Consider the following 26,690-nt stretch of genomic DNA (forward strand, 5'->3'; position numbering starts at 1 on the left):
CCCGACGGGGGCAGGGCGGACGGCGACGGGGGGCGGGCGCGAGTGAGTGCCGACGGGCGCGTGCTGGACCCCGAGGTCCAGCGGCGGGCGGTCGTGGAGCTGCTCGGCGTGCTCGCCTACGCCGAGCTCACCGCCTTCGACCGGCTGGCCGAGGACGCCCGGATGGCACCGACGCTGGCCGGGCGTGCGGCGCTGGCCCGGATGGCGGCGGCGGAGATCGACCACCACGGCCGGCTGACCGCCCGGCTGGTCGAGCTGGGCGTCGACCCGGCGGAGGCGATGGCCCCCTTCGTGGCCGCGCTCGACGGCTTCCACGACCAGACGCGGGCCGGCAGCTGGCTGGAGGGCCTGGTCAAGGCCCACGTCGGCGACGGCCTGGCCACCGACTTCTACCGCGAGGTCGCGGCGTTCCTGCCCCAGCCGGACCGCGCGCTGGTGGAGGAGGTGCTCGCCGACAGCGGGCACGCCGACTTCGCCGTCCGGGAGGTCCGGGCGGCCATCGCCGCCCACCCGACCCTGGCCGGGCGGCTGGCGCTGTGGGCCCGGCGGCTGGTGGGTGAGGCGCTCACCCAGTCGCAGGCGGTCATCGCCGAGCACGACGACCTCGCCGACCTGATGATGACCGGCACCGGCGACCTGGCCGGCGTGGGCCAGCTGCTGCAGCGGCTCACCGAGGCGCACGCGGTGCGCATGCGCGCCCTGGGCCTGAACCCCTGAGGAACGCCAGCCCCTGAGGAACCCCGAGGGGGCGTCGCCGCAGCTGCGGCCACGCCCCCTGGCGAGGTGCTGGAACGGCCCCGGCGCGGGGCCCCGCGACGAGCGTCAGCGAGTCGTGGGGGGCGCCGGGGTCCTTCGTCAGCCGGCGATGAAGCCCACCCGTCGCTGGTCGGCCTCGGCGATCTCGACATAGGCGATCTTGGCCGTCGGGACGACGACGCGGCGGCCGCGCTCGTCGACCAGCGTCAGCAGACCGCCGTCGGCCGCCATGGCCTTCGAGACCTCCGCCGCGATCTCGTCGGGGGTCTTCGGGCTGTCGATGACCAGCTCGCGGGGGGAGTGTTGGACACCGATCTTGACTTCCACGTGGAGATGCCTCCTCAGGTCTGGCTGCTCCGGCCCACGCTAGTGCAGCCGCCGTGGACCAGCCGGTCCGGCGGATGCGCCGTCAGCGAACGAGGCCGCCGGCGGTCACGGTCCCTCGGTGCCGTCGCGGCGGGGGAAGCCGGAGATCCCGCGCCACGCCAGCGCCGACATCAATGCCACCGCCTCGTCCCGCGAGAGCGTGCCCTTGCGGGCCAGCCACCAGCGGGCGCTGCTCTCCGCCAGGCCGGTCAGGCCGGCCGCCAGCAGCAGGGCCCGCTCCCGGTCGGCGCCGGTGTCGGCGGCGATGACCTCGGCGATCGCCTCGGTGACCGCGTGCGTGCCCCGGTCGGCGAGCTCCCGGACCTCGGCGTCGTTGCGCAGGTCGGACTCGAACACCAGGCGGAAGGCCTCGCCCTCGGCGTCGATGAAGTCGAAGTAGGCGCCGACCGCGCCGTCGACCCGCACCCGGTTGTCCTCGGTGCCGGCCATCGCCTGCCGCACCCGGTCGGTGAGCTCGTCGACGTGCTGCTCCAGCAGCGCCAGGTACAGCTCCCGCTTGCCGGGGAAGTGCTGGTAGAGCACCGGCTTGCTGACCCCGGCCCGGTCGGCGATGTCGTCCATCGCCGCGGCGTGGTAGCCCTGGGCGACGAAGACGTCCTGGGCGGCGCGCAGCAGCTGCAGCCGGCGGGCGCCGCGCGGCAGGCGGGCGGTCCGGCGGCCGGCCGACGGTGCGGGGGCGGGGGGGCTGGGCTGCATGGCCCGCCGATCCTACCGGCGGGTAGTGCGGACGACGTCGTACCGGCCCACGGTCGGGCGACCCGGGGCGGCGGGTCACGTCGGTGTTCTACCGTCGATCGGGTGACCGACGCCCGGCTGTCCGAGAGCCCGCTGCCCCGGCTGGGCCGGTTGCTCCCGCCGTGGCCCGGGGAGCTGGTGCCCGTCACCGGCGGCGAGGTGTTCGTCCGGTCCACCCCCTGGCGGGGGCCCGTCGACGGCACGGACGCCGCCGGGGGACCGCGCGAACGGGCGCTGTACGTGCACGGGCTGGGCGGGGCCTCCACCAACTGGACCGACCTCGCCGCACTGCTCGCCGTCCGCTTCGAGGGCCACGCCCTGGACCTGCCCGGGTTCGGCCGGTCGGGCCCGCCGCGGCGGTACTCGATCGAGCGGCACGCGCAGGCCGTCATCGACGTCCTGGAATGGGTCGCCGCCCGTCCCGGCCCCGGGCAGGGGCAGCCGGTGCACCTGGTCGGCAACTCCCTCGGCGGGCTGGTGAGCGTGTGGGTGGCCGCGCGCCGTCCCGACCTGGTCGCCACCCTCTCCCTGATCTCCGCGGCCATGCCGGTCTACCGGGTGCCCGCCGCCTTCGACCGGGCCATCACCCTGGTCCTGCTGCCGGGGGTGCCCGCGCTGGCCGAGCGGCGGCTGGCCGGGATCGACCCGGAGCAGCGGGTGCGCGGGCTGGTGCAGACCTGCTTCGGCAACCCCGATGCGGTCCCGCCCGAGCGCCTGCAGCAGGTCGTCGAGGAGATGCGGGAGCGCGACGAGCAGCCCTGGGCGGGGCAGGCGCTCACCCGCAGCCTGCGCGGCCTGATGACCTCCTACCTGCGGTTCGGCCGCGCCAACGCCTGGCGGATGGCCCGGTCGGTGCGGATGCCGTCGCTGGTGGTCACCGGTGACCGGGACCGGCTGGTCGACCCGGAGATCGCCACCCGGCTCGCCGACGTGCTGCCCGACGCCCGGCTCCAGGTGCAGGCCGGCATCGGTCACCTGGCGATGATGGAGGCGCCCGAGCCGACCGCCCGGGCCGTGCTGGGCCTCGCCGAGGACGCCGTGGACCGCGCCCGCGCCACCGGCCGGGACGCCTCCACCGCACGGACCTGAGACCGGGACACGCGACCGGGCGGTCGCCCCGCTGCTCTGCCGCCCCGCGTGGGATCCGTGAGAGCCTGACGGCCGTGGGCAGCCCCGACGACCGCTCCGGTCGCGACCCGGTGCGACCGCCACGGCCGCCGCTGCCTCCCGTCCCGGCGCCCCGGTCCACCGCGACGGCGAACCGGCCGCGCCCCGCCCGCACCGGGGGACCCGCCGGGGGCCCGCCGCGGCTCGGCGCCGGCCCGCGCACCGGCCCGCTGGTCGCCCGGCCCGACCCGGTGCCCCGGTCCCGCCGGGGCGCACCGCCGCCGCCCGAGGGCCCGGTGCGCCGGTTCGTCCGCCGGTACGGGTGGCGGGCCTACGCGATCCCGGTGCTCGCGCTGGCCACCGTCGTCACCCTGGCCGACGTCGCGCTCAGCGGCTCGGACCGGACGTCGGTGGCCGACCCGGCGGCCACCGGCTCGTCGGTCACCGCACCCGTCGTCGAGCCGCCGCCGGCGCCGACCGAGCCGGCCCCGGCCGAGGGCGAGGGCGCGCCCGCGGAGGAGCCCCCGCCGCCGGCCGCCCCCAGCTACGTCGAGCAGGGCGCGGGCACCGTCTCGGTCGTCGACGGCAGCTCGCAGGTCTACGGCACCGGCCCGCTGGAGCGCTTCGTCGTCGAGGTCGAGGACGGCATCGGGGTGGACGGCGCCCAGTTCGCCGCCGCTGTCGAGGCCACCCTCGGCGACCCGCGCTCGTGGGGCAGCGGCGGGCGGGCGTCCTTCCAGCGGGTCGGCGCGGCCGAGGCCGCCGCAGGTGGCTACGACTTCCGGGTCAGCCTGGTCAGCCCCGGCAGCATGGAGACCTACTGCCCCGGGGTGGGCACGGGTGGCTACACCTCGTGCCGGTACGGCGAGCGCGCCGTCATCAACCTGGCCCGCTGGGAGACCGCCGTCCCCGACTACGGGGGCGACATCCCCACCTACCGGCAGTACGTGGTCAACCACGAGGTCGGGCACGCGCTGGGCAACGGGCACCAGTCCTGCCCGGCGCCCGGCGAGCTCGCCCCGGTCATGCAGCAGCAGACGCTGGGGCTGCAGGGCTGCGTCAAGAACGCCTGGCCCCATCCCTGAGTCGCCCTACCGGACTCCACCGCGGCCACCTGCCACGGACCTCGCGCTGAGCCGTTCCCAGCGTCTCCGGCGGGAGCCCTACCGGGGTCCTCATCGCCCGCGCGGCACGGAAGCAGGAATAGCGTGCCGGGGTGGACGTCGTCGTGGAGGTGGGTGGCTGGGAGCACGAGTGCTGCGGTGAACCCATCGAGCGGAACCAGCTCGTCGATCTCCAGTGCATCCGGCACCAGGGGCCGGACGGCCACCTGCACCTGGTCGAGACCCACCACGGCGGCCTCGACGTCGCAGCCGACGAGCGGGTCCGTGGGCGGGTCACCGAGATCCAGGTGGTCCCGGGGGCGGGGACCGCGCAGCCGGTCCTCCGCGTGCCGGGCGGGCCCGCGCTGCGGGGCTTCGCCGAGGACGACGACGGCCACCTGGAGGACCCGTGGACCGGTGAGCTGTTCACCCCGGGACCCGGCACGTTCCTGGTGACCGTCCGGACGTCCCGCTGACCGCACCCGCTCCCGGCCGTCGGGCATCCCGGTGGATGGGACGGGATCCGGGACGGGGATTACGGGCCCGTGTCAGGCTGTTGCGCAGTCCAGGACGCCGGCTCGGGCCGGACAGCCCTGACGTACACAGCCGTGTGAGGAGCGCACCGTGCAGTTGCCACCCCTGGTGGAGCCCGCCGACGACCTGTCGATCGACGAGGTCCGCCGCTACAGCCGCCACCTGATCATCCCCGACGTCGGGATGGACGGGCAGAAGCGGCTCAAGAACGCCAAGGTGCTCGCCGTGGGCGCCGGTGGCCTCGGCTCGCCGGTGCTGATGTACCTGGCCGCGGCCGGTGTCGGCACGCTCGGCATCGTCGAGTTCGACACCGTCGACGAGTCCAACCTGCAGCGCCAGATCATCCACGGCCAGTCCGACATCGGCCGCTCCAAGGCCGAGAGCGCTCGTGACTCGATCAAGGAGATCAACCCCTACGTCGACGTCCGCCTGCACTCGACGCGGCTGGACAACGAGAACGTGCTGGAGATCTTCAGCCAGTACGACCTGATCGTCGACGGCACCGACAACTTCGCCACCCGGTACCTGGTCAACGACGCCGCGGTGCTGCTGGGCAAGCCGTACGTGTGGGGCTCGATCTACCGCTTCGACGGTCAGGTGTCGGTCTTCTGGAACGAGCACGGGCCCAACTACCGCGACCTCTACCCGGTGCCGCCGCCGCCCGGCATGGTGCCCAGCTGCGCCGAGGGCGGCGTCCTGGGCGTGCTCTGCGCCACGGTCGGCGCCATCCAGGCCACCGAGGCGGTCAAGCTCATCACCGGCATCGGTGACACGCTGCTCGGCCGGCTCATGGTCTATGACGCCCTGGAGATGACCTTTCGCACCATCAAGGTGCGCAAGGACCCTGAGGGTGAGCCGATCACCGGCCTGATCGACTACGAGAGCTTCTGCGGCGTCGTCTCCGAGGAGGCCCAGCTGGCGGCCGCCGGCGCGACGATCACCGTCGACGAGCTCAAGGACATGATGGACGCCGGCAAGGACTTCGCCCTGATCGACGTCCGTGAGCCCAACGAGTACGAGATCGTCTCGATTCCGGGCGCGACGCTGATCCCGAAGGACGAGATCCTCTCCGGCCGCGCGCTGGCGCAGCTGCCCAACGACAAGCCGATCGTGCTGCACTGCAAGACCGGTGTCCGCTCCGCGGAGGCGCTGGCCGCGGTGAAGAACGCCGGCTTCAAGGACGCCGTGCACGTGCAGGGCGGCGTCACCTCGTGGGCGACCCGGATCGACAAGACGCTCCCCACGTACTAAAGGACCCCCTCGCCCCCCGACCCTCGCTCCGCTCGGGCCGGGACCCTGCGAGGGGGCCGCTCCAGCACGTTACCTGGGCCCCGGCTCCGCCACTGCGCGGGCCGGGGCCCGGCTGCGTTCTACTGGCGTCATGCCCGAGCCGAGCCACACCGATCTGCTGCTGCTCTTCCAGCGGGCCCAGGCGCAGTTCACCGACCGGGTGGACGCCGTCGAGCCCGGCGAGTGGGACGCTCCCGCCCTGCCCGAGTGGAGCGTCGCCGACCTGGTGGCGCACCTGACCAGCGAGCAGCTGTGGGTGCCGCCGCTGCTGGCCGGTGAACCGCTGGACGTCGTCGCGCAGCGCATCCCCACCGACACCGACGAGCTGGTCGGCACCGACCCGCTCACCGCCTGGGAGACCGCCGCCGACGGCGCGCTGACGGCGTGGGCCGACCCCGCCGTCCTGGACCGCACGGTGCAGCTCCCCGCCGGCCCGGCGAGCGCCGCGGACCACCTCACCGAGATGACCGCGGACCTCACCGTCCACGCGTGGGACCTCGCCCGGGCCGTCGGCGGCGACACGCACCTGGACCCCGAGCTGGCCGCCGCCGCCTTCCGGTACGCCGAGGCCAACCTCGGCGACGAGGGGCAGCCCGGCCTGTTCGCCGCCCCGGTCGAGCCGCCGCCCGGCGCCGACCTGCAGACCCGGCTGCTGGCCAGGTTCGGACGTCGCTCCTGAGGGTGGGTCGTGGGCCCGTTCGGCCCGATGACGGGCATCACCCACCTAGGCTCCGTCGTCGAACAGCCGAGCCGGAGGTCCGCACGCATGAGCCAGCCACCCCAGGGACCGCCCACGCCGGGGCCCCACACCGCGCAGCCCGCCGGGCAGTCCCCGTGGGGTCCCCAGCCGGGCGCCGGCTGGGGGATGCCGCCGGTCGGCCAGCAGCAGGCCGGGGGCAGCTGGGGTCCGCCGCCCGGGCAGCCGGGCAGCTGGGGAGCTCCGCCGCCGTGGGCCGGGTCCGGGGGCCCCGGCGGCCCCGGACCGGACCGCAGGCGGACCCTGGTGATCACCGCCTCGGCCGTCGGCGCCCTGCTGGCCGGGCTCGCCGTCGGCCTGGTGCTGTGGCTCGGCAGCGACGGGGACGACGGGTCGTCCAGCACCGCCTCGGCCACCCCGTCCAGCGACACCTCGGCCCCCGCCTCCCGACCGGCCGCCCCCTCGTCGGCCGCGGGCACCGGCGGCTTCACCGCGGCCCCGACGGTGGGCACGGAGGAGTTCATCGCCACGCTGCCGGCCGACTTCACCGACTGCGGTGCGGCCGAGCTGATCGGTGACGGCGACGTCGCCGCGGCCGCCTGCGGGCCGGCGTCCAGCGAGCCCGGCCCGAGCGACGCGGTCTTCCTGCGCTACCCCGACGTCGACACCCTCGACGACGTGTTCGCCGCCGACGTCGCCGCCCTGGGCCTGGAGGAGTGGGGCGAGGCGACCGACTGCACCGAGGACGGCTACGGCGAGTGGGTGCGCGGCGAGATCACCGGCGGGCTGCTCGCCTGCGGGCTGACCGACGGCGCCGCCTTCATCTACTGGACCGACGACGAGTTCCTCACCGAGGGCGTGGTGAGCATGCCGGGGGAGACCCAGGGCGACGTCGTCGCGCTCTACGGGTGGTGGGTCGAGAACAGCGACTTCGTGGGCTGAGCCGGTGACGCCAGCGGGGGAGGGCCGGTCGGCCGCCGACGTCGACGAGGCCGTCTTCGACGCCGTCGAGGCGATCCCGCCTGGCCGGGTCAGCACCTACGGCGCCATCGGCCGCCTCGTGGGCGTGGGCCCGCGGCGGGTGGCCCGGGCGCTGTCGGCCGGCGGCGGGGCGGTTCCCTGGCACCGCGTCGTGCGCGCCGACGGCACCCCGGCCGAGCCGGTGCGGGTCCGCCAGCTCGAGCTGCTGGCCGCCGAGGGCGTGCCGGTGCGCGGCGTCCGGGTCGACCTCGCCGCCGTCGGCTGGCCCGACGAGCCCTGAGACCGGAACCGGCGGCGTCCACGGAACCGTCGGTGGGTCGTGTTCTCATCGAGGGGTGCGGGGGGAGAGCGGGTCGGCCGGGTCGACGGTGGAGCCGGTCTACCGGCTCGTGCAGCCGGCGGCGGTCCCGGTCGCCCGCCCGCGGCTCGACCCGACCCAGCAGGCGGTGGTCGACCACCCGGGCGGGCCGCTGCTGGTGCTGGCCGGGCCCGGCACCGGCAAGACGACGACGATCGTGGAGGCCGTCGCCGCCCGCATCGACGCCGGCGCCGACCCCGAGCGCCTGCTGGTGCTCACCTTCAGCCGCAAGGCCGCCGCGGAGCTGCGCACCCGGATCACCGCCCGGGTCGGGCGCACCATCCGCGAGCCGGTGGCCCGTACGTTCCACTCCTACGCCTTCGGCGTGCTGCGCCGGGCCGCGGTGCTCCGCGGTGAGCCCGCCCCCCGGCTGCTGACCGCGGCCGAGCAGGACGCCGTCGTCGCCGAGCTGCTGGCCGGCGACGTCGCCGAGGACGGCGTGCGCTGGCCCGACGAGCTGGCCGCGGCGCTGCAGACCACCGGCTTCCGGGAGGAGCTGCGCGAGCTGCTGCTGCGGGCCACCGAGCGCGGCATCGACCCCGCGCGGCTGGCCGCCTGGGGGCGGGAGCGCGGGCTGCCGCACTGGGTGGCCGCCGCCCGCTTCGCCGACCAGTACGCCGGGGTCTCCGCCTTCGCGACCGCGGCCCGCGGTGGCGCCAGCGGCTACGACCCGGCCGAGCTGGTGCGCACCGCGATCGACGAGCTGCACGCCGACCCGGAGCTGCTGCGCACCGAGCGCGAGCGGGCGCGCTGGCTGTTCGTCGACGAGTACCAGGACACCGACCCGGCACAGGTCGAGCTGGTCGAGCTGCTGGCCGGCGGCGGTGGCGACCTGGTCGTGGTCGGCGACCCCGACCAGGCCATCTACGCCTTCCGCGGGGCCGAGCCGCGGGGCATCGTCGAGTTCCCCACCCGCTTCCGGCACCGCGACGGCCGCCCCGCCGACCGGCTGTCCCTGGGTGTGTGCCGCCGCTCGGGCGCCGAGCTCCTCGCGGTCAGCCGCCGGGTCGCCGAGGGGCTGCCCGGCCCCTGGGAGCACCGCCGCCTGGCCGCCGGCGACGGGGTCGCGCCCGGGGAGGCGGAGGTGCATGTCTTCGACTCCCCGGCCACCGAGGCCGCCTTCCTCGCCGACACCCTCCGCCGGGCGCACCTGCTCGACGGCGTGCCGTGGTCCCAGATGGCGGTGGTGGTCCGCTCGGCCGCGACCGGGCTCGCGCCGGTACGTCGCGCGCTCACCCAGGCCGGGGTGCCGGTCGCCGTCTCCGCCGACGACGTCGCGCTCGCCGCCCAGCCGGCGGTGCAGCCGTTCCTGGCCGCCCTCGGCGCGCTCCTGCCGGCGGCGAGCCCGGTCGACGGCGAGCCCGGTGAGGCCGGCTTCGACGAGCCGGGCGCGGAGGCGCTGCTGGCCTCGCCGCTGGGCGCGGCCACCGTGCTCGACCTGCGCCGGCTGCGCCGCGCGGCCCGGCGGGCCCAGGTCGACCGCGGGGAGGACGCCGGCTCCCGCGGCACACCGCTGGCCGCGGTGCTCGCCGACGCCACGCTGCTCGACGCGCTGCCCGAGCACGTGGCCCGCCCGGCGGCCCGGGTCGCCCGGGTGCTCTCGGCCGGGCGGCTCGCACTGCTCTCCGACGGCTCCGCCGAGGACGTGCTGTGGGCCATGTGGCAGGCCAGCGGGCTCGGCCACCGCTGGGCCCGGGCCAGCGCCGCCGGCGGGCCGACCGGCGCGGTCGCCGACCGCGACCTGGACGCGGTGGTCTCCCTCTTCGACGCCGCCGCGGCGTTCGTCGACCGGCTGCCGCACGCCGGGGTGGCCGCCTTCCTCGCGCACCTGGGCGCCCAGCAGCTGCCCGGTGACAGCGGGGCGGCCCGGGCGCCGGCCGGGGAGACGGTCCGGCTGCTCACCGCGCACGCCTCGAAGGGCCTGGAGTGGGACGTCGTCTGCGTGGCCGGGGTGCAGGAGGGCGTGTGGCCGGACCTGCGCACCCGGGCCAGCCTGCTCGGCGCGGAGGACCTGGTGGACGCCGCCGGGGGCACCGACCCGGCGAACCTCGACCGCCGGACGCTCGCCCTCGCCGAGGAGCGCCGGCTGTTTTACGTGGCGTGCACCCGGGCCCGCCGGCGGCTGCTGGTCACCGCCGTCGACGGCGCGCTCGAGGGTGGTGACGCCGGGGCCGCGGCGTCGCGCTTCCTGGACCTGGTGGCTCCGCTGCCCGCCGGCGGCGACGGCACCCGGCCGCACACCCCGCTGCCCCGGCAGCTCACGCTCCCGGCGCTGGTCGCCGAGCTGCGCCGGCACCTCACCGACCCGCACACGCCGGCGCCGCGCCGGTCCAGCGCCGCCGCCGTGCTGCGCCGGCTGGCCGACGAGCGGGTGCCCGGCGCCGACCCGGCCGGCTGGTGGGGCCTGGCGCCGCTATCCGACGACGCGCCCCTGGTCGACCCGGCCGACGTCGTCCCGGTGCGGCCCTCGGCGATCGACACCTTCCAGCGGTGCCCGCTGCGGTGGGTGCTCGGCGCGGTCGGCGCCGAGGCCGCCCCGGAGGCGACCCGCACGGTCGGGTCGGCGGTGCACGACGTCGCCCAGCGGGTGGCCGAGGGGCTGCCCCCGGCCGACGCGCCGGCGGTGCTCGACGCCGAGCTCGACGGCCTGGACCTCGGGCCGGGCTGGTTCGACCAGCGGCAGCGCGACCGGGCCCAGGAGATGCTGACCAAGTTCCTCGCCTGGCACGCCCGCGGCGACCGCGAGCTGGTCGCCGCCGAGGAGGACTTCGACGTCGTCATCGGCCGGGCCCGGCTGCGCGGCCAGGTCGACCGGCTGGAACGCGACGCCGAGGGTCGGCTGGTCGTGGTCGACCTGAAGACCGGGAAGACCGCGCCGCGCACGGTGGAGGAGCACGGGCAGCTGGCGGCCTACCAGCTGGCCGTCGCCGAGGGCGCCTTCGAGCAGCACGGCACGGTGAGCGGGGGAGCGGCGCTGCTGCAGGTGGGCGGGGCGCAGAAGGCGGCCAAGGAGCACGCGCAGACGCCGCTGCCCACCGACGTCGACCCGCGCGAGACGTGGGCCGGGGAGCTGATCGCGGAGGTGGGCGAGGGCATGGGTGCCGGCACGTTCGTGGCCCGCACGGACACCGACTGCGAGCGCTGCGCGTTCCGGCGCAGCTGCCCGGTGCAGGAGTCCGGCCGGCAGGTGACCTCGTGACGCAACTCGCGTTCGACCTGCCGGGGATGGGTCCCGTCGGGGAGCCCGAGGTGCCCCGGCTGCTCACCCCCGCTGAGGTCGCCACCCGGTGCGGGCTGGGCTACGCGCCGTCGGACGAGCAGGCCGGGGTGGTCTCCGCGCCGGTCGACCGGCCGCTGGTCGTGGTCGCCGGCGCCGGGTCGGGCAAGACCGAGACGATGGCCGCCCGGGTCGCCTGGCTCGTCGCCAACCAGATGGTCGCCCCGGAGGCGGTGCTCGGGCTCACCTTCACCCGCAAGGCCGCCAGCGAGCTCAACGCCCGGGTGCGGCTGCGGCTGGGTGCGTTGGCCGAGCACCCCGACACCGACCCGGCGCTGCGCGAGCGGCTGTCCGTCGCGGCGCCCACCGTCGCCACCTACCACGGCTACGCCGCCGGGATCGTCGCCGAGCACGGACTCCGGATCGGCGTGGAGCCCGGTGCCGGCGTGCTCGGCCCGGCGATGTGCTGGGGGCAGGCGGCCACCGTCGTCGCCGGGCACACCGGCGACATGGCCGACGTGGCCCTGGGGCTGGTCACCACCACCGAGGACGTGCTGCAGCTGGCCGCGGAGCTCGGCGAGCACGACGTCAGCCCGGACCGCTTGCGCGCCTGGACCGCCCGCTTCGAGACCCAGCTGCACGGCTACGCCGACGCGGGCCGGAAGAAGGGCCCCTACGCCGACGTGCTGGCCCTGCTGGCCCGCCAGCGGGCCCGCGTGGCGCTGCTGCCGATGGTCGAGGCGTTCGAGGCGCGCAAGCGGGCCGCCGGCGCGATCGACTACGCCGACCAGGTGGCCTACGCCGCGCGGGTGGCGGTCGGCTCCCCGGAGGTGGGCCGCCGGGAGCGGGCCCGCTGGCGGGTGGTGCTGCTCGACGAGTACCAGGACACCAGCGTCGGCCAGCTCCGCATGCTCGAGGCGCTGTTCGGTGGGCCGGGCGGGCACCCGGTGCTCGCCGTCGGTGACCCGCGGCAGTCGATCTACGGCTGGCGCGGCGCCTCGGCCGGCACCATCGAGCGGTTCGCCCGCACCTTCCCCGGCAGCCCGGAGCGGCCGGCCGAGCGGCTGACGCTCTCCACCAGCTGGCGCAACGACCGGGCCGTGCTGGCCGTCGCCAACGCCGTGGCCGCCGCGCTGCCCGAGCCCGAGCAGCCGCTGCCGGACCTCACCGCCGCGCCGGTCGCCGGCCCGGGCGCGGTGCACGTCGGCCTGTACGAGACCGTCGCCGAGGAGACCGCGGCGCTGGCCGACCGGCTGGCCGCCGAGTGGCACCGCCCTGCCGAGCGCCGCCCGACGATCGCGGTGCTGGCCCGCCGCCGGGCCCAGCTGCCCGGCATCGCGGCGGCGCTGCGCGAGCGCGGGCTGCCGGTCGAGGTGGTCGGGCTCGGTGGGCTGCTCGACGTCCCGGAGGTCTCCGACGTCGTCGCCACGATGCGGGTGCTGGTCGACCCCACCGCCGGCGACGCGCTGGGCCGGCTGCTCACCGGCGCCCGCTGGCGGATCGGCCCGCGCGACCTCGCCGCGCTGGAGGCCCGGGCGCGGTCGCTGGTGCGCGAGCGGCGGGCCGCGGCCACCGAGCCCGGCAACCCACCCGGCGACGTCGCCGCCGGCCCCACCGAGGCCGCCACCCCCGAGCTGCCCCGGGAACGCGGCAGCATCGTGGAGGCGCTGGACGACCTGGGCCGACCCGACGCCTACTCCGCCGAGGGCTTCCGCCGGCTCCGGCGACTCGGCACCGAGCTGGCCACGCTGCGCGGGCGGCTGGGCGAGTCGCTGCCCGACCTGGTCGACGAGGTGGTGCGCACCCAGGGCCTGGAGACCGAACTGGCCAGCCACCCCGACGCCACCCCGGGCCGGGCACGCACTCACCTCGACGCCCTGCACGAGGTCGCCGCCCAGTTCACCGAGCTGGCCGAGCTGCCCTCGCTGCCGGCGTTCCTCGGCTACCTCGCCGACGCCGAGGTCCGCGAGCGCGGCCTGGAGCCCGGGGAGGTCGCGGTCAACCCGGAGGCGGTGCAGCTGCTCACCGGGCACTCGGCCAAGGGCCTGGAGTGGGACGTCGTCGCCGTCCCCGGCATGACCGTCGGCCAGTTCCCGGCCAAGGGCGACGCCTCCGACTCCTGGATCCGCGACCCCGGCGCCGTCCCGGTCGACCTGCGGGTCACCGACCGCGCCGAGCTGCCCCGGCTGCACCTGCCGGTACCCGGCTCCGGTGACCAGGCCTCCGTCCGCGACGCGCTGGCCGACTACGTCGCCGAGTGGAAGGACTTCGGGCTGGCCGAGGAGATCCGGCTCGGCTACGTGGCGGTCACCCGGGCCAAGCACCTGCTGCTGTGCTCGGGCAGCTGGTGGCGCGACGGCAAGACCGTGTGCGGGCCGTCCTCGCTGCTGCTGGCGGTCAAGGACGCCGTGGAGGCCGGGTCCGTCGACGGCGGGGCCGGCGTGGTCGACGCCTGGGCCGAGCCACCGGCCGACGACGCGGAGAACCCCGCACTGGCCGAGTGGCCGATCGGGGTGTGGCCGGCCGACCCGCTGTCCGCGAACCGCCGCCGGTCGCTGAGCGCGGCCGCCGAGCTGGTCGCCGCCAGCCGGCCGCACCCGCTCACCGACGAGGCGCTGCAGGCCACCGACGACGCGCTGGTCGCCGACTGGCTGCGCGACGCCGAGCTGCTGCTGCGGGAGCGGGCCGAGTCCTGGCGCGGCACGGTCGAGGTGCCGCTGCCCGCGCACCTGTCGGTGTCGGCGCTGGTGGCGCTGCGCCGTGACCCGGCCGAGCTGGCCCGGCGGCTGCGCCGGCCGATGCCCGCGGCACCGGCGCCGCTGGCCCGCCGCGGCACCGCGTTCCACGCCTGGCTGGAGGAGCGGTTCGGCACCTCCCGGTTGATCGACCTCGACGAGCTCCCCGGCTCCGGCGACGCCGCGGCCGCGCCCGACGAGGCGCTCGGGGCGCTGCAGCAGGCCTTCCTCGCCGGCGAGTGGGCCGACCGGCAGCCGGTCGACGTGGAGGCGCCGTTCGAGACCCCGCTCGGGCCGCTCACCCTGCGCGGGCGGATCGACGCCGTCTACGCCACCCCCGACGGCGGCTTCGAGGTGATCGACTGGAAGACCGGGCCGGTGCCCGGCGCGGCCGAGCTGGCCGCGGCGAGCGTGCAGCTGGCCGCCTACCGGCTGGGCTGGTCGCGGTTGACCGGCGTGCCGGTGGAGCGGGTCAGCGCCGGGTTCCACCACGTCGCCGACGGGGTCACCCTGCGCCCGGTCGACCTGCTCGACGAAGCCGGACTGCTCGCCCTCGTCACCGGCGCGGACTGACGGCGGATCCGTCAGTGTGCGCTGAGTGCTGGTTCCAGGCCCCGGAACCAGCACTCAGCGCACATCAGCGGGCCCTGGGCGCTCAACTCGGCGGGGCGTGGTGGTGGCCTCGGGCCGGGTCGAAGACGACCCCGCCGGCCACCCGCTCGATGATCGCCCCGGCCAGCGCCTCCGGTGCCTGCTCGGGCACCCAGTGGGTGATCCCGGGCAGCTCGACGAAGCGGTAGTCGCCGGTCACCTGGTCCGCGCACGCCTCGGCGGCGGTGCGGCCGATCGCCACGTCGCCGTCGCTCCAGACGAACGTCGTCGGCACCTCGACCGGGTCGACCCGGGTGCGGGCGTCCATCGCCCGGTACCAGTTCAGCGCGGCCGTAAGCGCGCCCGGCGCCGACAGCACGCCGACGTAGGCGTCGACCGCCTCGGCGGGCACCCCGGGCGCCTCCAGCAGCCGGCGCAGCCGCCGGGCGCCGTCGCGGAGCAGCGCCTCCTCGCCCGCACCCTCCTGCCGGAACAGCCGGATGTACCCCGACCGCTCCTTCTGCTCCGGGTCGGCCCGGTAGGCCAGCGTGAACGCCGTCGGGTGTGGCACCGAGACCGCGGTCAGCGACGCCACCCGGTCCGGGTGCCAGGCGGCGAGCGCCCAGGCCACGTTCGCGCCCCAGTCGTGGCCGACCACGTGCGCCACCGGCACGTCCAGCGCGGTCATCAGGTCCGCGGTGACCTGGACCAGGTTGGCCAGCGCGTACGAGTCGACGTCCATCGGCCGCGCACCGGGGGAGTAGCCCAGCTGGTCGGGGGCGAAGGTGCGCAGCCCGGCCTGGGCCAGCAGCGGCGTCACCGCCGACCAGGACAGCGACGTCTCGGGGAAGCCGTGCAGCAAGAGCACCGGCAGCCCGTCGTCCGGTCCGTCGGTCCGGACGTCGAAGGTCAGGTCGCCGACATCCACCTGCAGCATCCCCACGGCCATGCAGGCAACCTAGCCCGGCGCGTGCTCGGACGGGCCGGCGCGGCGGGATACCGTCGGCGCCGTGAGCAGCTCCGCCGAACGCGACTTCGTCACCGCCCACCTCGACGACCTGCACGCCGACCTCGACGCGTGGCTGCGGATCCCGTCGATCTCCGCCGACCCCGGCCATTCCGGCGACGTGCGGGCCAGCGCCGAGTGGCTCGCCGAGGCGCTGCGCCGCACCGGCTTCCCGACCGTGGAGATCTGGGAGACCCCCGGCGCCCCCGCGGTCTTCGCCGAGTGGCCCTCGGCCGACGCCGGTGCCCCGGTCGCGCTCGTCTACGGCCACCACGACGTCCAGCCGGTCGACCCGCTGGAGCTGTGGGAGCACCCGCCGTTCGAGCCCACCCGGGTCGAGGGCCCCGACGGCCCCGAGCTGCACGCCCGCGGCGCCATCGACGACAAGGGCAACGTCGCCTTCCACCTGCTCGGCATCCGCGCGCACCTGGCCGCCACCGGCCGCGACACCCCCGCGGTGACGGTCAAGCTGGTCATCGAGGGCGAGGAGGAGTCCGGCTCACCGCACTTCGCCGAGCTGCTCCGGCAGCGGCGCGACCGGCTCGACTGCGACGTCGTCGTGGTCAGCGACACCGGCATGGCCGCCCCCGACCTGCCCAGCGCCGTCACCTCGATGCGCGGGCTGGCCGACGCCGAGATCACCCTGCGCGGCCCGGCGGTCGACCTGCACTCCGGCTCGTTCGGCGGTGCCGTCCCCAACCCGCTGCACGCCATGGCCCAGCTGATCAGCGCGCTGCACGACGACCAGGGGCGGGTCACCCTGCCCGGCTTCTACGACGCGGTGCGGCCGCTGTCGGACCGCGAGCGCGAGCTGATGGGCCGGGTGCCCTTCGACGAGGCCGCCTGGCTGGCCGGCCCGGCCGCCTCCCGGGCCACCACCGGCGAGGCCGGCTTCACCACGCAGGAGCGGATCGGCGCCCGGCCGACGGCGGAGGTCAACGGCATGTGGGGCGGCTACTCCGGCCCCGGCCACAAGACGATCATCCCGGCCGAGGCGCACGCCAAGCTGACCTTCCGGCTGGTCGCCGACCAGCGCCCGGAGGAGATCGCCGGCCAGGTCCGCGCCTGGGTCGAGCAGCACCTCCCCGAGGGCATCGAGGCCGAGGTGCACGCCCCGCCCGGCGGCGTCGCCCCCTGCGCCAGCAACCTGGACTCCCCGTACATGGACGCGCTGCTGGCGGCGATCGCGCAGGCCTGGGACAGCGCCCCGGACCAGGTGCTGTTCATGAAGGAGGGCGGCAGCGGCCCCGAGGCCGACCTGGTCGAGCAGCTGGGCGCGCCGCTGGTGTTCCTCGGCGCCGGGCTGCCCACCGACCGGATCCACTCGCCCAACGAGCGGGTGCTGCTGTCGATGCTGCACCGCGGCGCGGAGGCGGCCGCCCACCTGTGGCGCGAGCTGGCCACCGTCGCCCGCTGAGGTGCTGACGTGACCGCACCCGGGGGAGTCGCCCCGGCCGGCTGGTACCCCGACCCGGACGGCGCACCGGGACTGGTGCGGTGGTGGAACGGGGAGAGCTGGTCCGACGTCACCACCCCGGCGGGTCCCGGCGTCCAGGTCGGCCAGGCGTTCGAGGCGACCACCCCGCCGGCCGGGCAGCCGGAGGCCGGGTGGGAGGCCTGGAGTGCCGGGTCGCCCGCGCCCGCCCGGCGGTCACGCCGGCCGCTGCTCGTCGGGCTCGGTGCGCTGCTGGTGGTCGCCCTCGTCGTGCTCGTCGGGGTGCTCGTCGGCCGCTCCGGCGACGACCCCGCCACCGCCCCGGTCGCCCGCCCCAGCAGCGAGCCGGGCACCCCCTTCCCGCCGGGCACCGTGCGGATCATCGACGAGGACGCCGGGATCTCCTACCCGTGGCTCGGCGACGGCTGGTCCGAGTGGGACCGCGGCGACCAGGTCGAGACCACCGCCACCGCCGGGCAGTACTTCGTCACCCAGGAGGAGCTGCCCGGCGACTTCGACTCCTTCATCGCCCAGTGCACCTCCGGGCCCCTGGTGCCCGCCTTCGGCTGGACCGGGCCGGGCAGCCTGCAGATGACCACCACCACGATCGCCGACTTCGTCCGCTACGCCCACTACCCCGGGCCCAACGAGCGCACCGTGCGCCGCGACGAGGCGGTGACCGTCGACGGTGCGCCGGCCTGGGTGTACGAGTTCGACCTCACCTGGGACGTCGAAGGCTACGACGCCACCGGGGAACGGGCCGCGCTGCTGCTCATCGACGTCGGCCGCGAGGCACCGGCCCTGCTGTACGTCTCCGTCCCCAACACCCACGCCGAGCTGTACGGCGTCGTCGACCGGGTGCTGGCGTCCGTCGAGGTGCTGTGACATCGGTCGGCCTACCGGCCTCCACCGCGGCCACGTGCCGTGCCCGGCCGGCGCGGAGCCGTTGCCGGCGTCCCCGCCGGGACCCTGCGGGCCCGCGGCGGTTCCACCGACCGGCTGTCGCCGGGCACCGCGGCCAGGTGCCGTGGCCGGGCGTCGCTGAGCCGTTGCCCGGCTGAGCCAGCCCGTCGCCCTCCGTGGCCGGGGGCTGGGCAGGGGGCGTCCTGCCCACTCGGACAGGGGAGCCCGGGGGCGGCGTGTCGGCCCTCGCGGTTAGGGTCGAGCGCGTGACAGCAGCTCAGGGAGACCTGGTCCTGCGCCACCCGGTCGAGCGGTTCACGCTCGACAACGGGCTGCGCGTGGTCCTGGCGCCCGACCGGAGTGTCCCCGTCGTCGCCGTCAGCGTCTTCTACGACGTCGGCATGCGTTCCGAGCCGCCGGGTCGCACCGGCTTCGCCCACCTGTTCGAGCACATGATGTTCCAGGGGTCGGCGAACGTCCCGAAGATGGAGCACGCCCGGCTGGTGCAGGCCGCCGGCGGCACCTTCAACGGCTCCACCCACCAGGACTACACGAACTACTTCCAGGCCCTGCCGTCGGAGGCGCTCGAGCGCGCGCTCTTCCTCGAGGCCGACCGGATGGCCGCCCCGGCGATCACCCCGGAGAACCTCCGCAACCAGATCGACGTGGTGAAGGAGGAGATCCGGGTCAACGTGCTCAACCGCCCCTACGGCGCCTTCCCGTGGCTGCAGCTGCCGTCGATCGCGTTCGACACCTTCGCCAACACCCACGACGGCTACGGCTCCTTCGTCGACCTGGAGTCCTCCACCGTCGACGACGCGCAGGACTTCTTCGACCGCTACTACGCCCCGGCCAACGCGGTGCTGTGCATCGGCGGCGACCTCGACGTCACCGAGACCGAGCAGCTGGTCCGCCGCTGGTTCGACCAGGTGCCCGCGCGTCCGGCCCCGCCGATGCCGAACACCGGCGAGCCCTCGCCGACCGCCGTCCGGCGTGGCGTGGTCGAGGACCCGCTCGCCCCGGCGCCCGCGGTCGCGATCGGCTGGCGGGTGCCCGACCCGGTCAACGACCTGGACACCTACCTCGGCACCGTGCTGCTCACCGAGCTGCTCAGCGAGGGCGACGCCTCCCGCCTGGAGCGCCGGCTGCTGCACACCGACCAGCTCGCGGTCGGGCAGAGCAGCTACCTGGGCCTGTTCGGTGACCCGTTCGACGTCCGCGACGCCACCCTGCTGGTCACCCAGGTGCACCACCCGGCGGAGGTGCCGACCGACACGGTGCTGCGCGCCGTCCACGAGGAGGTCGAGAAGGTGGCCACCGACGGTGTCCCCATCGAGGAGCTCGCCCGGGTGCAGGCCCGGGCCGAGGCCCAGCTGCTGCAGCAGGCCGACTCCGTGCTCGGCCGCACGCTCGGCTTCGCGGCCGCCGAGCTGATCCACGGCCGAGCCGAGCTGGCCGGGGAGCTGGCCGCGCGGCTCGCCGCGGTCACCCCCGACCAGGTGCAGACGGCGGCGCGGGGCCTGTCCCCGGACACCGCCGCGGTGCTCGAGCTGCGCGCCGGCGGTGCCCGATGAGCGCCCCGGTGCTGGTGCCGCCGCTGGGCGACCCCCGGCCCACCCCGGTTCCCCAGGTGCACGAGACCACGCTGCCCAACGGCCTACGCCTGATCGTCGTCCCCCGCCCCGGCGTGCCGCTGGTCGAGCTCCGGCTGCGGGTGCCCTTCGCCGCCGCGACCCCGCGCACCGCCGCCGTCCACGCCGCCCGCACCGCCGTCCTCAGCGGGGCGGTGCTGCTGGGCACCGCGCAGCACGACGAGCTGCAGCTCGCCCAGCTGCTCCAGGCGCAGGGCGCGGAGCTGGCGGTCTCCGCCGACGCCGACCGCCTGCTGCTGGCCACCACCATGCTGCCCGGCGGCCTGGGTGAGGTGCTCGGCGTCGTGGCCGAGCTGCTCGGTTCGGCCACCTACCCGGCGCGTCAGGTGGAGGCCGAACGGTCCCGGGTCGGTGAGCGGCTGCGCATCGCCCGCTCGCAGCCCGGGCTGATCGCCCGCACCGCCCTGGCCGCGCGCCGCTACGGCGCACACCCCTACGCCCAGCAGCTGCCCTCCGCGGAACTGGTCGGGGCGGTCACCCCCGCCGCGCTGCGCAAGCTGCACCGGGATCGCGTGCTGCCCGCGGGCAGCACGCTGGTGCTGGTCGGCGACGTCGACCCGGCCGCGGCGACCGATGCGGTGGGCACCGCTCTGGCCGGCTGGACCGCCGAGGGCGTCGCCGTCACCGCGCCGCCCGTGCCGGAGACCGCCCCCGGTCCGCTGCAGCTGGTGCACCGGGCCGGCGCCGTGCAGTCGAACATCCGCCTCGGTGGCCCGGCCCCCGGGCGCACCGACCCGCAGCTGCCCGCCGTCCGGCTGGCCAGCATGGTCTTCGGCGGCTACTTCTCCTCCCGGCTGGTGGAGAACCTCCGCGAGCGGCGGGGGTACACCTACAGCCCGCGCAGCTCGGTGGAGCACCAGGTCGCCGGGTCCTCGTTCCTGGTCGACGCCGACGTCGCCACCGAGGTCACCGGCCCGGCGCTGCTGGAGACGCTCTACGAGCTCGGCCGCATGGCGCTGACCCCGGTCACCGAGGCGGAGCTCGAGTCCGCCCGCCGCTACCTGCTCGGCACCCTGGCGCTCGGCACGGCCACGCACGCCGGCCTGGCCAGCACCCTCTCGGCGCTGTTCGGGTCGGGGCTGTCCGCGGAGTGGCTGACCGACCACCAGCGGGCGCTGGCCGCCGTCGGGGTCGACGAGGTGACCGAGGCCGCCCGGCGGTGGCTCGCGCCCACCGGTCTGACCGCGGTCGTGGTCGGGGACGCCGAGCGGGTCGCCGACCCGCTGGGCGCGGTCGGCCCGGTCGAGGTCGATGCGACCACCGCGCCGGCGGCCCTGGCCGGCGAGTGAGCGTCCCGCCCGGCGGCAGCACCCCGGCGGACAACCCGCCGCCCGACGTCCGTGCGTTCTGGCCCGACGACCGCCACGCCGGTGCGGTCACCGACGTCCCGCTGCTCTCCCGCGCCGCGCACGACCGCGGGCACCTGTCCCGGCTGCTGCCCGACCCCGCCCAGGGCCGGCCGGTGCGGGTGCTGCTCGTCGACGACCAGCGTGCCGTGCCGGTCCGCGACGCCGGCGGCCGGCCGGAGCTGGTCTACGACGAGCGGCCCGCGATGCCCGAGGGCGCGATCTACCTCGGCGAGGCCGACGGCGTCCCCTACGCCGCGCTGCGGATGCCCCGCCCCGCGGCACTGGACGGCCGACCGGTCGACCGCTGGGCCGGCCTGCGCGAGGTGGGGGGCGAGCTCGGCGACCTCGACGCCGGACTCCTCGCGCAGGCCGTCGGCATCATCGAGTGGCACGAGCGCAACCGGTTCAGCCCGATGACCGGCGCCCGCACCACCATCGAGCGCGCCGGGTGGGTGCAGCGCGACCCGGAGAACGGCCGTGAGGTCTTCCCGCGCACCGACCCGGCCGTGATCATGCTGGTGCACGACGGCGGCGACCGCTGCGTCCTGGGCCGGCAGGCGGTGTGGCCCCCGGGACGGTTCTCCATCCTGGCCGGCTTCGTCGAGCCGGGGGAGTCCGCGGAGGCAGCGGTGGCCCGCGAGGTCGCCGAGGAAGTCGGCATCGGCGTCACCGACGTCCGGTACGTCTCCAGCCAGCCGTGGCCGTTCCCGCAGTCGCTGATGCTGGGCTACGTGGCCCGCGCGGTCGACACCGAGTTGCGCATCGACCACGACGAGATCGAGGAGGCCCGCTGGTTCAGCCGGGACGAGCTGCGCTCGGGCACCGGCCCGCAGGCGCTGCCGCCCACCGTCTCCATCGCGCGGCACATCATCGACCGCTGGGTGGCCGGCGAGTTCTAGAAGGGCCCCCCCTGCCCCCCACCCCTCGCAAGCTCGCGGCGGGCCCCTGCAGCGGGGCCGTCAGCCCCACCGGCCCTGCAGGACCAGGGCCGGGCGGTCGGCGTGGTCGGCGAGCACGACGGCGTCGGCCAGCGCCCGGGGGTCGACCTCGTCGTCGTAGCGGTCGAAGGCGGGCAGCTCCCACGCCCGCTCGGCCGGTACGCGGCGGCGTCGGGCGGCCGGGCTGACCCGCAGGTGGACGACGACGTCGAAGGCCAGCCCCAGCCCCTGCAGCAGGGAGCCGGCCACCAGCAGGACCCCGCCGGGCGGAGCCGGCCGGTAGTCGGCCCGGGCCGCCCGGTCCCGGGTCAGGTCCCACAGCGCCGGCAGGTACTCGCCCGGGCCACCGGGGCCGCAGCGGTCCAGCACCTCCCGGGCCAGCGCCCCGGCGTCGAGCCAGTCGGTGTACCGGGCGTCGGGATCGGTGCGGCCGTGCTCCAGCCGCAGGGACGCCGGGCGGTAGAACCCCTCGGCCGGCACGACCTCGGCTGCGCGGCTGAGGCCGGGCAGGCGCTCGGCGACCGCCCGGGCCAGCGCCTCCGGCCCGGTCACCCCACCGGCGGCGCCGGGCAGGTCCGGCCCGTCCACGGCCACCCGCAGCGCGGCACCGCCGGGTTCGGGCGGCAGCGGGGCGAGCAGCTCGGCCAGCCGATCGGCGAGCGCACCGGGGGAGAGCGGGAGCGGAGCGGTCAGCTCGGCGCTCCCGGGGCGGGTGCGTCGGTGCCCGCGGAGCCCAGCACGCGTGGCTGCCGGCCGGCGCGCCCGCCGTCGGCGCCGGGGTGCCCCGGCGACTCCGGGGCGAGGGAGGCCAGCACCTCCAGGGCGAGATCGGCGGCCGAGCGGCCGGAACTCCGGGCCTGCTGGCGCAGCGTCTGGAAGGCCTCGCGCGGGGGGATGTCGTGGCGCTCGGCGAGCACGCCGATCGCCCGCTCGATCGAGACCCGGGCGGCCAGTGCGTGCTCCAGCTGGGTGACGGTCCGCCGCAGGCCCTGGAGCTCCTCGCTCCCGGCGCCGTCCTCGGCATCCGCCGCGGCCGCGCCGGACCGGGCTGCCCGGCGCGCCTGACGGTCGGGCTCCGGGTGGACCCCCAGCTCGCCGGCCACCAGGTCGGCGAGGGTCATCGCCTCGACCAGCGGCAGCCCGGCGTCACCCTCCGCGGCAGTGGGCCGGCCGCCGCCGGCCGAGGGCTGGAGCACCAACCACCCCCCGGTGGTGCGGGTCAGCAGGACCGCCGGCGCGCCGTCGGGCGTGCGCAGCGCGTCGGGGGGCAGCACGATCGAGGTGCTCCGCGGCTGGGCCAGGGGGCACTCGGCAGCGGCGTCGGGCTCGGAGGTCGTGGGCGCGTTCCCGCAGCCCCCCGCAGGGCGGTCGTCGCCCCCGGAGGGCCGCGGGTCGGGGATCACGCGCCCGGGAGCTGTGCGAGCTGGCCCTTGACCTGCTCGATGCTCGGGTTGGTCAGCGCCGAGCCGTCGGCGAACACCAGGGTGGGGACGGTGCGGTTGCCACCGTTGGCCTGCATGACCAGCTCGGCGGCGTTCTCGTCGGTCTCGATGTTGACCTCGGCGTACTCGATCCCCTCGAGCTGCATCAGCTTCTTCAGCCGGACGCAGTAGCCGCACCAGCTGGTGGTGTACATCGTCACTGTGGGTGCCGGAGCGCTCATCGGGTGGATCCTCCCTCGTTCGGGCCCCGGAAGGCCACCCGGGGAGGGCGGCCCGACCCGGGAGCCTGCCGGTGGGGCAACGTCCCGGTCCTGGGGATGCTTCCCCGGCCTGTCGTCCCTGGCTGGGAGGATCGGGGGTGTGGGGATGCCGCGGGTAGCAGAGGACCAGATCGCAGGCGACGGGGTCCGAGAGGGGACGGCGGGCGCCGAGGCGGTGCTCGCCGGGCTGGACGAGCAGCAGCGGGCGGCCGCGGAGGCGGTGCGCGGGCCGGTCTGCATCCTGGCCGGGGCCGGCACCGGCAAGACCCGCACCATCACCCACCGGATCGCCTACGGCGTGCACCTCGGGGAGTTCGTCCCCGAGCAGGTGCTCGCGGTGACCTTCACCGCCCGCGCCGCCGGGGAGCTGCGCGGCCGGCTCGCCGCGCTCGGCGTGGGGGGCGTGCAGGCCCGCACCTTCCACGCCGCGGCGATGCGGCAGCTGCGCTACTTCGCCCCCCGGGTCCTCGGGGGCCCGATGCCGGAGCTGATCGAGAACAAGCTGCGCGTCGTCGCCGGCGCCGCCACCCGCAACCGGCTCACCACCGACCGCACCAGCCTGCGCGACCTGGCCAGCGAGATCGAGTGGGCCAAGACCACGCTGGCCACCCCGGAGGACTACCCGGCCAAGGCCGCGGCGGCCGGGCGGGAGCTGCCCTTCGACCCGGCCGCGGTGGCCGCGGTGTACGGCAGCTACGAGGAGGCGAAGTCACGCGACGGGTCGCTGGACTTCGAGGACCTGCTGCTGGTCACCGCCTACGCCATCGAGGAGCACGGCGACGTCGCCCGGGAGGTGCGGGCGCAGTACCGGCACTTCGTCGTCGACGAGTACCAGGACGTCAACCCGCTGCAGCAGCGGCTGCTCGATGCCTGGCTGGGCGGCCGCGCCGAGGTCTGCGTCGTCGGCGACCCCAACCAGACGATCTACTCCTTCACCGGCGCCGACCCGGAGTACCTGCTGGGCTTCGCCGACCGCTACGGCGACGCCGAGGTGGTCAAGCTCGAGCGCGACTACCGCTCCACCCCGCAGGTCGTCGGGCTGGCCAACAAGCTCATCGGGCAGGCCCCGCCGCGCAAGGGCCTGCCCGGGCTCCGGCTCCTGGGCCAGCGTCCCGAGGGGCCGGTCCCGCGGTTCGTCGAGCACCCCGACGAGCCGGCCGAGGCCGCCGCGGTGGCCAAGGCCTGCCGGGAGCTGATCGACGGCGGACTGCCGGCCAGCGAGATCGCGGTGCTGTTCCGGATCAACGCCCAGTCCCAGGTCTACGAGGGTGCGCTGGCCGACGTCGGCGTCCCCTACGTGCTCAAGGGCGGCGAGCGGTTCTTCGAGCGGCCCGAGGTGCGCGAGGCGGTCCTGCTGCTGCGCGGCGCGGCCGCCGGGGGGCACGAGGCCGGCGCCCTGGTGCCCACGGTGCGCGACGTGCTGGCCTCCCTCGGGTGGGCCGAGCACCAGCCCCCGCCGGGCGGTGCCGCCCGCGACCGGTGGCAGTCCCTCGCCGCGCTGGTCGACCTCGCCGTCGACCTGGTCGCCGAGCAGCCCACGCTGGACCTGGCCGGGTTCGTCGCCCACCTCGCCGAGCGGGCCAACGCCCAGCACGCGCCGACCGTGCAGGGCGTGACGCTCGCGTCGATGCACGCGGCCAAGGGGCTGGAGTGGGACGCGGTCTTCGTCGTCGGTCTGGTCGACGGCGTGCTGCCGATCGCCCAGTCGCAGTCGCGCCCGGAGGCGGTCGAGGAGGAGCGGCGGCTGCTCTACGTCGCGATCACCCGGGCCCGCGAGCAGCTCACCCTCTCCTGGTCGCTGGCGCGCAACCCGGGTGGACGCCGGGCCCGGCCGCGCAGCCGGTTCCTCGACGGGCTGGCCCCGGACACCGCCGCGGCCCCCCGGCGCCCGGCCAAGCGGCCCAAGGTCGTGCTGGAGGGCGAGGCCGGGGAACGGTTGGAGCGGTTGCGGGCATGGCGCAGCAGCACCGCCCAGGAGGCGTCCGTCCCGGCCTACGTGGTCTTCACCGATGCCACCCTGCAGGCCATCGCCGAGACCCGCCCCACGTCGCTGCGCGAGCTGTCCACGCTGCCCGGCGTCGGCGTCCGGAAGCTCGAGCTCTACGGCGCCGGGGTGCTCGCGGCGATCGACGGCTGATCGAAGGACCACCCTTCCCCCACGCCTCGCACGCTCGCCGCGGGCCCCTGAAGGGCGGCCGGATTAATTCGATTGACCCGTCCGTCGGCCAGCCCCTAGCCTTCGCTGCACCACCTGGGGTGACCCAGGACGCACTCAGCAGGACACCGCAACACCCGCAGGGGGCACGGCCGGCAGGCCGAGCTCCGACCCCGGAGAGGAGGGGCCCCGTGAACAGCACCGACTTCGTCGTGACCGGCCTGGGCGTCGTGGCCCCCGAGCCGGCCACCGGCGTGCGCGCCACCTCCTGGACCGAGCGCTGGACCGAGCGGGTCGTCCTGATGGCGCCCACCGCCGCCCCGTGCCAGGGGACCGGTCTGCCCGCCGTCCGGCTGCGCGGCCTGTTCTCCGGCGCCACCGCTGCTGACGCCACCGGTGCGCCGTACGGCACCGGTACGCAGCTGATCGACCTCGCCCGCACGGGCCTCGCCACCACCGGCGTCCCCGCGCAGCGCACCACCAGCACGACCCCGGGTGACCTGCCCCCGGAAGACCCGCTGAGCTAGCAGCTCGGCTGGTCCTCCTCGAGGCCGCGGAACCCGGAAACCGGGATCCGCGGCCTTCGTCTTTCTCTGCCTCGCGGACCCACCCCGACCACCGGTCGGCGGGACCCCGTCGACCGGTCACACCGACCGAGGAAGAGGAGGAGCGGTCGTGCCGACCACGATCGAGCCCGCGACGACCCACCGCCGGCGAGGGATCGACCGCACGCACGTGTCCACCACCGGGCTCACCCCCGCGCCGCGCCGGACGCTGCCCTGCCGGGTGTCGTCCGACCCGGACCTGTGGTTCGCCGAGGCGCCGGCCCAGCTCGAGCAGGCGAAGACCCTGTGCGTCGAGTGCCCCGTCCGGGCGTCCTGCCTGGCCGGCGCGCTCGACCGGGCCGAGCCCTGGGGCGTCTGGGGCGGAGAGATCTTCGACCGCGGGGTCGTGATCGCCCGCAAGCGGCCGCGGGGCCGTCCCCCCAAGGTGCGGGCGGCATGAGCCGCACGCACCACAGCACCCGGCCGGGGGGGGGGGGCGCCCCCCCCCCCCCCC

General features: G+C 76.4%; 24 protein-coding genes. 18 read left to right on the plus strand and 6 right to left on the minus strand.

What is annotated here, in order from left to right:
- Positions 1–60 precede the first annotated feature (60 nt).
- Positions 61–717 carry a ferritin-like fold-containing protein gene (locus ACI79U_RS12720; protein ID WP_457069245.1) on the plus strand — a complete coding sequence of 219 codons (657 nt, stop codon included), beginning with the start codon at positions 61–63 and terminating at the stop codon, positions 715–717.
- 138 nt (positions 718–855) lie between these two features.
- Here ACI79U_RS12720 and ACI79U_RS12725 read toward each other — a convergent pair whose 3' ends face one another.
- On the minus strand, positions 856–1,083 hold the full coding sequence (locus ACI79U_RS12725) for a DUF3107 domain-containing protein (RefSeq protein ID WP_457069243.1): 228 nt from the start codon (positions 1,081–1,083) through the stop codon (positions 856–858).
- A 105-nt stretch (positions 1,084–1,188) separates the two neighbouring features.
- Positions 1,189–1,839 (minus strand): TetR/AcrR family transcriptional regulator, encoded by a 651-nt coding sequence (locus tag ACI79U_RS12730; protein ID WP_457069241.1) that lies wholly within the window; start codon positions 1,837–1,839, stop codon positions 1,189–1,191.
- Positions 1,840–1,941: 102 nt separating this feature from the next.
- Between ACI79U_RS12730 and ACI79U_RS12735 the strand changes: the two genes are divergently transcribed.
- From ACI79U_RS12735 to ACI79U_RS12775, 9 genes are all read left to right on the plus strand, one after another.
- Positions 1,942–2,967, plus strand: coding sequence for an alpha/beta fold hydrolase (locus ACI79U_RS12735; protein ID WP_457069239.1), 1,026 nt, complete (start codon positions 1,942–1,944; stop codon positions 2,965–2,967).
- A 74-nt stretch (positions 2,968–3,041) separates the two neighbouring features.
- A complete protein-coding gene (locus tag ACI79U_RS12740) occupies positions 3,042–4,070 on the plus strand; it encodes a DUF3152 domain-containing protein (protein ID WP_457069237.1) in 1,029 nt (342 codons plus the stop codon).
- Positions 4,071–4,201: 131 nt separating this feature from the next.
- Positions 4,202–4,564, plus strand: coding sequence for a DUF6578 domain-containing protein (locus tag ACI79U_RS12745; protein ID WP_457069235.1), 363 nt, complete (start codon positions 4,202–4,204; stop codon positions 4,562–4,564).
- A gap of 148 nt (positions 4,565–4,712) precedes the next feature.
- Positions 4,713–5,873 carry an adenylyltransferase/sulfurtransferase MoeZ gene (gene moeZ, locus ACI79U_RS12750; RefSeq protein ID WP_457069233.1) on the plus strand — a complete coding sequence of 387 codons (1,161 nt, stop codon included), beginning with the start codon at positions 4,713–4,715 and terminating at the stop codon, positions 5,871–5,873.
- A 130-nt stretch (positions 5,874–6,003) separates the two neighbouring features.
- Positions 6,004–6,591, plus strand: a complete 588-nt coding sequence (locus tag ACI79U_RS12755) for a TIGR03086 family metal-binding protein (protein ID WP_457069231.1) — start codon at positions 6,004–6,006, stop codon at positions 6,589–6,591.
- Positions 6,592–6,915: 324 nt separating this feature from the next.
- Entirely contained in the window at positions 6,916–7,551 is a 636-nt protein-coding gene (locus ACI79U_RS12760; protein WP_457069229.1) for a hypothetical protein, read from the plus strand.
- A 4-nt stretch (positions 7,552–7,555) separates the two neighbouring features.
- The gene (locus tag ACI79U_RS12765) at positions 7,556–7,870 is read left to right on the plus strand and encodes an MGMT family protein (protein WP_457069227.1); all 315 of its coding nucleotides are present in this window, start codon (positions 7,556–7,558) and stop codon (positions 7,868–7,870) included.
- 55 nt (positions 7,871–7,925) lie between these two features.
- Positions 7,926–11,147: an ATP-dependent helicase gene (locus tag ACI79U_RS12770; RefSeq protein ID WP_457069225.1), complete on the plus strand. Its 3,222-nt coding sequence runs from the start codon at positions 7,926–7,928 to the stop codon at positions 11,145–11,147.
- A complete protein-coding gene (locus tag ACI79U_RS12775) occupies positions 11,144–14,473 on the plus strand; it encodes an ATP-dependent helicase (RefSeq protein WP_457069223.1) in 3,330 nt (1,109 codons plus the stop codon). The genes ACI79U_RS12770 and ACI79U_RS12775 overlap by 4 nt, the downstream gene beginning before the upstream one ends.
- A gap of 82 nt (positions 14,474–14,555) precedes the next feature.
- Here the strand turns inward: ACI79U_RS12775 and ACI79U_RS12780 are convergent, their stop codons facing one another.
- A complete protein-coding gene (locus tag ACI79U_RS12780) occupies positions 14,556–15,440 on the minus strand; it encodes an alpha/beta fold hydrolase (protein ID WP_457069221.1) in 885 nt (294 codons plus the stop codon).
- A gap of 61 nt (positions 15,441–15,501) precedes the next feature.
- On the opposite strand from ACI79U_RS12780, the gene ACI79U_RS12785 reads away from it, so the two are divergent.
- From ACI79U_RS12785 to nudC, 5 genes are all read left to right on the plus strand, one after another.
- Positions 15,502–16,914 (plus strand): dipeptidase, encoded by a 1,413-nt coding sequence (locus ACI79U_RS12785; protein WP_457069219.1) that lies wholly within the window; start codon positions 15,502–15,504, stop codon positions 16,912–16,914.
- 9 nt (positions 16,915–16,923) lie between these two features.
- On the plus strand, positions 16,924–17,817 hold the full coding sequence (locus ACI79U_RS12790; RefSeq protein WP_457069217.1) for a DUF2510 domain-containing protein: 894 nt from the start codon (positions 16,924–16,926) through the stop codon (positions 17,815–17,817).
- Positions 17,818–18,101: 284 nt separating this feature from the next.
- A complete protein-coding gene (locus ACI79U_RS12795; protein WP_457069215.1) occupies positions 18,102–19,409 on the plus strand; it encodes a M16 family metallopeptidase in 1,308 nt (435 codons plus the stop codon).
- On the plus strand, positions 19,406–20,776 hold the full coding sequence (locus tag ACI79U_RS12800) for a M16 family metallopeptidase (protein ID WP_457072653.1): 1,371 nt from the start codon (positions 19,406–19,408) through the stop codon (positions 20,774–20,776). The genes ACI79U_RS12795 and ACI79U_RS12800 overlap by 4 nt, the downstream gene beginning before the upstream one ends.
- The gene (nudC, locus tag ACI79U_RS12805) at positions 20,773–21,735 is read left to right on the plus strand and encodes an NAD(+) diphosphatase (RefSeq protein WP_457072349.1); all 963 of its coding nucleotides are present in this window, start codon (positions 20,773–20,775) and stop codon (positions 21,733–21,735) included. The genes ACI79U_RS12800 and nudC overlap by 4 nt, the downstream gene beginning before the upstream one ends.
- Positions 21,736–21,795: 60 nt before the next feature.
- Here nudC and ACI79U_RS12810 read toward each other — a convergent pair whose 3' ends face one another.
- The 3 genes from ACI79U_RS12810 to ACI79U_RS12820 all read right to left on the minus strand — a co-directional run bounded on the left by ACI79U_RS12810 (position 21,796) and on the right by ACI79U_RS12820 (position 23,437).
- Positions 21,796–22,362, minus strand: coding sequence for a uridine kinase (locus ACI79U_RS12810; protein ID WP_457072802.1), 567 nt, complete (start codon positions 22,360–22,362; stop codon positions 21,796–21,798).
- A 101-nt stretch (positions 22,363–22,463) separates the two neighbouring features.
- Positions 22,464–23,048: an ANTAR domain-containing protein gene (locus ACI79U_RS12815; RefSeq protein WP_457072345.1), complete on the minus strand. Its 585-nt coding sequence runs from the start codon at positions 23,046–23,048 to the stop codon at positions 22,464–22,466.
- Between the two features lie 125 nt (positions 23,049–23,173).
- Positions 23,174–23,437, minus strand: coding sequence for a mycoredoxin (locus tag ACI79U_RS12820; RefSeq protein ID WP_457072343.1), 264 nt, complete (start codon positions 23,435–23,437; stop codon positions 23,174–23,176).
- 145 nt (positions 23,438–23,582) lie between these two features.
- On the opposite strand from ACI79U_RS12820, the gene ACI79U_RS12825 reads away from it, so the two are divergent.
- The 3 genes from ACI79U_RS12825 (at position 23,583) to ACI79U_RS12835 (ending at position 26,636) form a co-directional block, all read left to right on the plus strand.
- Positions 23,583–25,613 carry an ATP-dependent DNA helicase UvrD2 gene (locus ACI79U_RS12825; protein WP_457072341.1) on the plus strand — a complete coding sequence of 677 codons (2,031 nt, stop codon included), beginning with the start codon at positions 23,583–23,585 and terminating at the stop codon, positions 25,611–25,613.
- Positions 25,614–25,822: 209 nt separating this feature from the next.
- The gene (locus ACI79U_RS12830) at positions 25,823–26,158 is read left to right on the plus strand and encodes a hypothetical protein (RefSeq protein WP_457072339.1); all 336 of its coding nucleotides are present in this window, start codon (positions 25,823–25,825) and stop codon (positions 26,156–26,158) included.
- Positions 26,159–26,306: 148 nt separating this feature from the next.
- Positions 26,307–26,636 (plus strand): WhiB family transcriptional regulator, encoded by a 330-nt coding sequence (locus ACI79U_RS12835; protein ID WP_457072337.1) that lies wholly within the window; start codon positions 26,307–26,309, stop codon positions 26,634–26,636.
- Positions 26,637–26,690 lie beyond the last annotated feature (54 nt).

This window comes from Modestobacter sp. SYSU DS0904 (genome assembly GCF_054051115.1).

What these genes read in the sequence shown, in the direction of transcription:
- ACI79U_RS12730 (WP_457069241.1), bottom strand. Translation starts at nt 1,839, where the DNA reads ATGCAGCCCAGCCCCCCCGCCCCCGCACCGTCGGCCGGCCGCCGGACC.
- ACI79U_RS12755 (WP_457069231.1), top strand. Translation starts at nt 6,004, where the DNA reads ATGCCCGAGCCGAGCCACACCGATCTGCTGCTGCTCTTCCAGCGGGCC.
- ACI79U_RS12780 (WP_457069221.1), bottom strand. Translation starts at nt 15,440, where the DNA reads ATGGCCGTGGGGATGCTGCAGGTGGATGTCGGCGACCTGACCTTCGAC.
- ACI79U_RS12800 (WP_457072653.1), top strand. Translation starts at nt 19,406, where the DNA reads ATGAGCGCCCCGGTGCTGGTGCCGCCGCTGGGCGACCCCCGGCCCACC.
- ACI79U_RS12820 (WP_457072343.1), bottom strand. Translation starts at nt 23,437, where the DNA reads ATGAGCGCTCCGGCACCCACAGTGACGATGTACACCACCAGCTGGTGC.
- ACI79U_RS12825 (WP_457072341.1), top strand. Translation starts at nt 23,583, where the DNA reads ATGCCGCGGGTAGCAGAGGACCAGATCGCAGGCGACGGGGTCCGAGAG.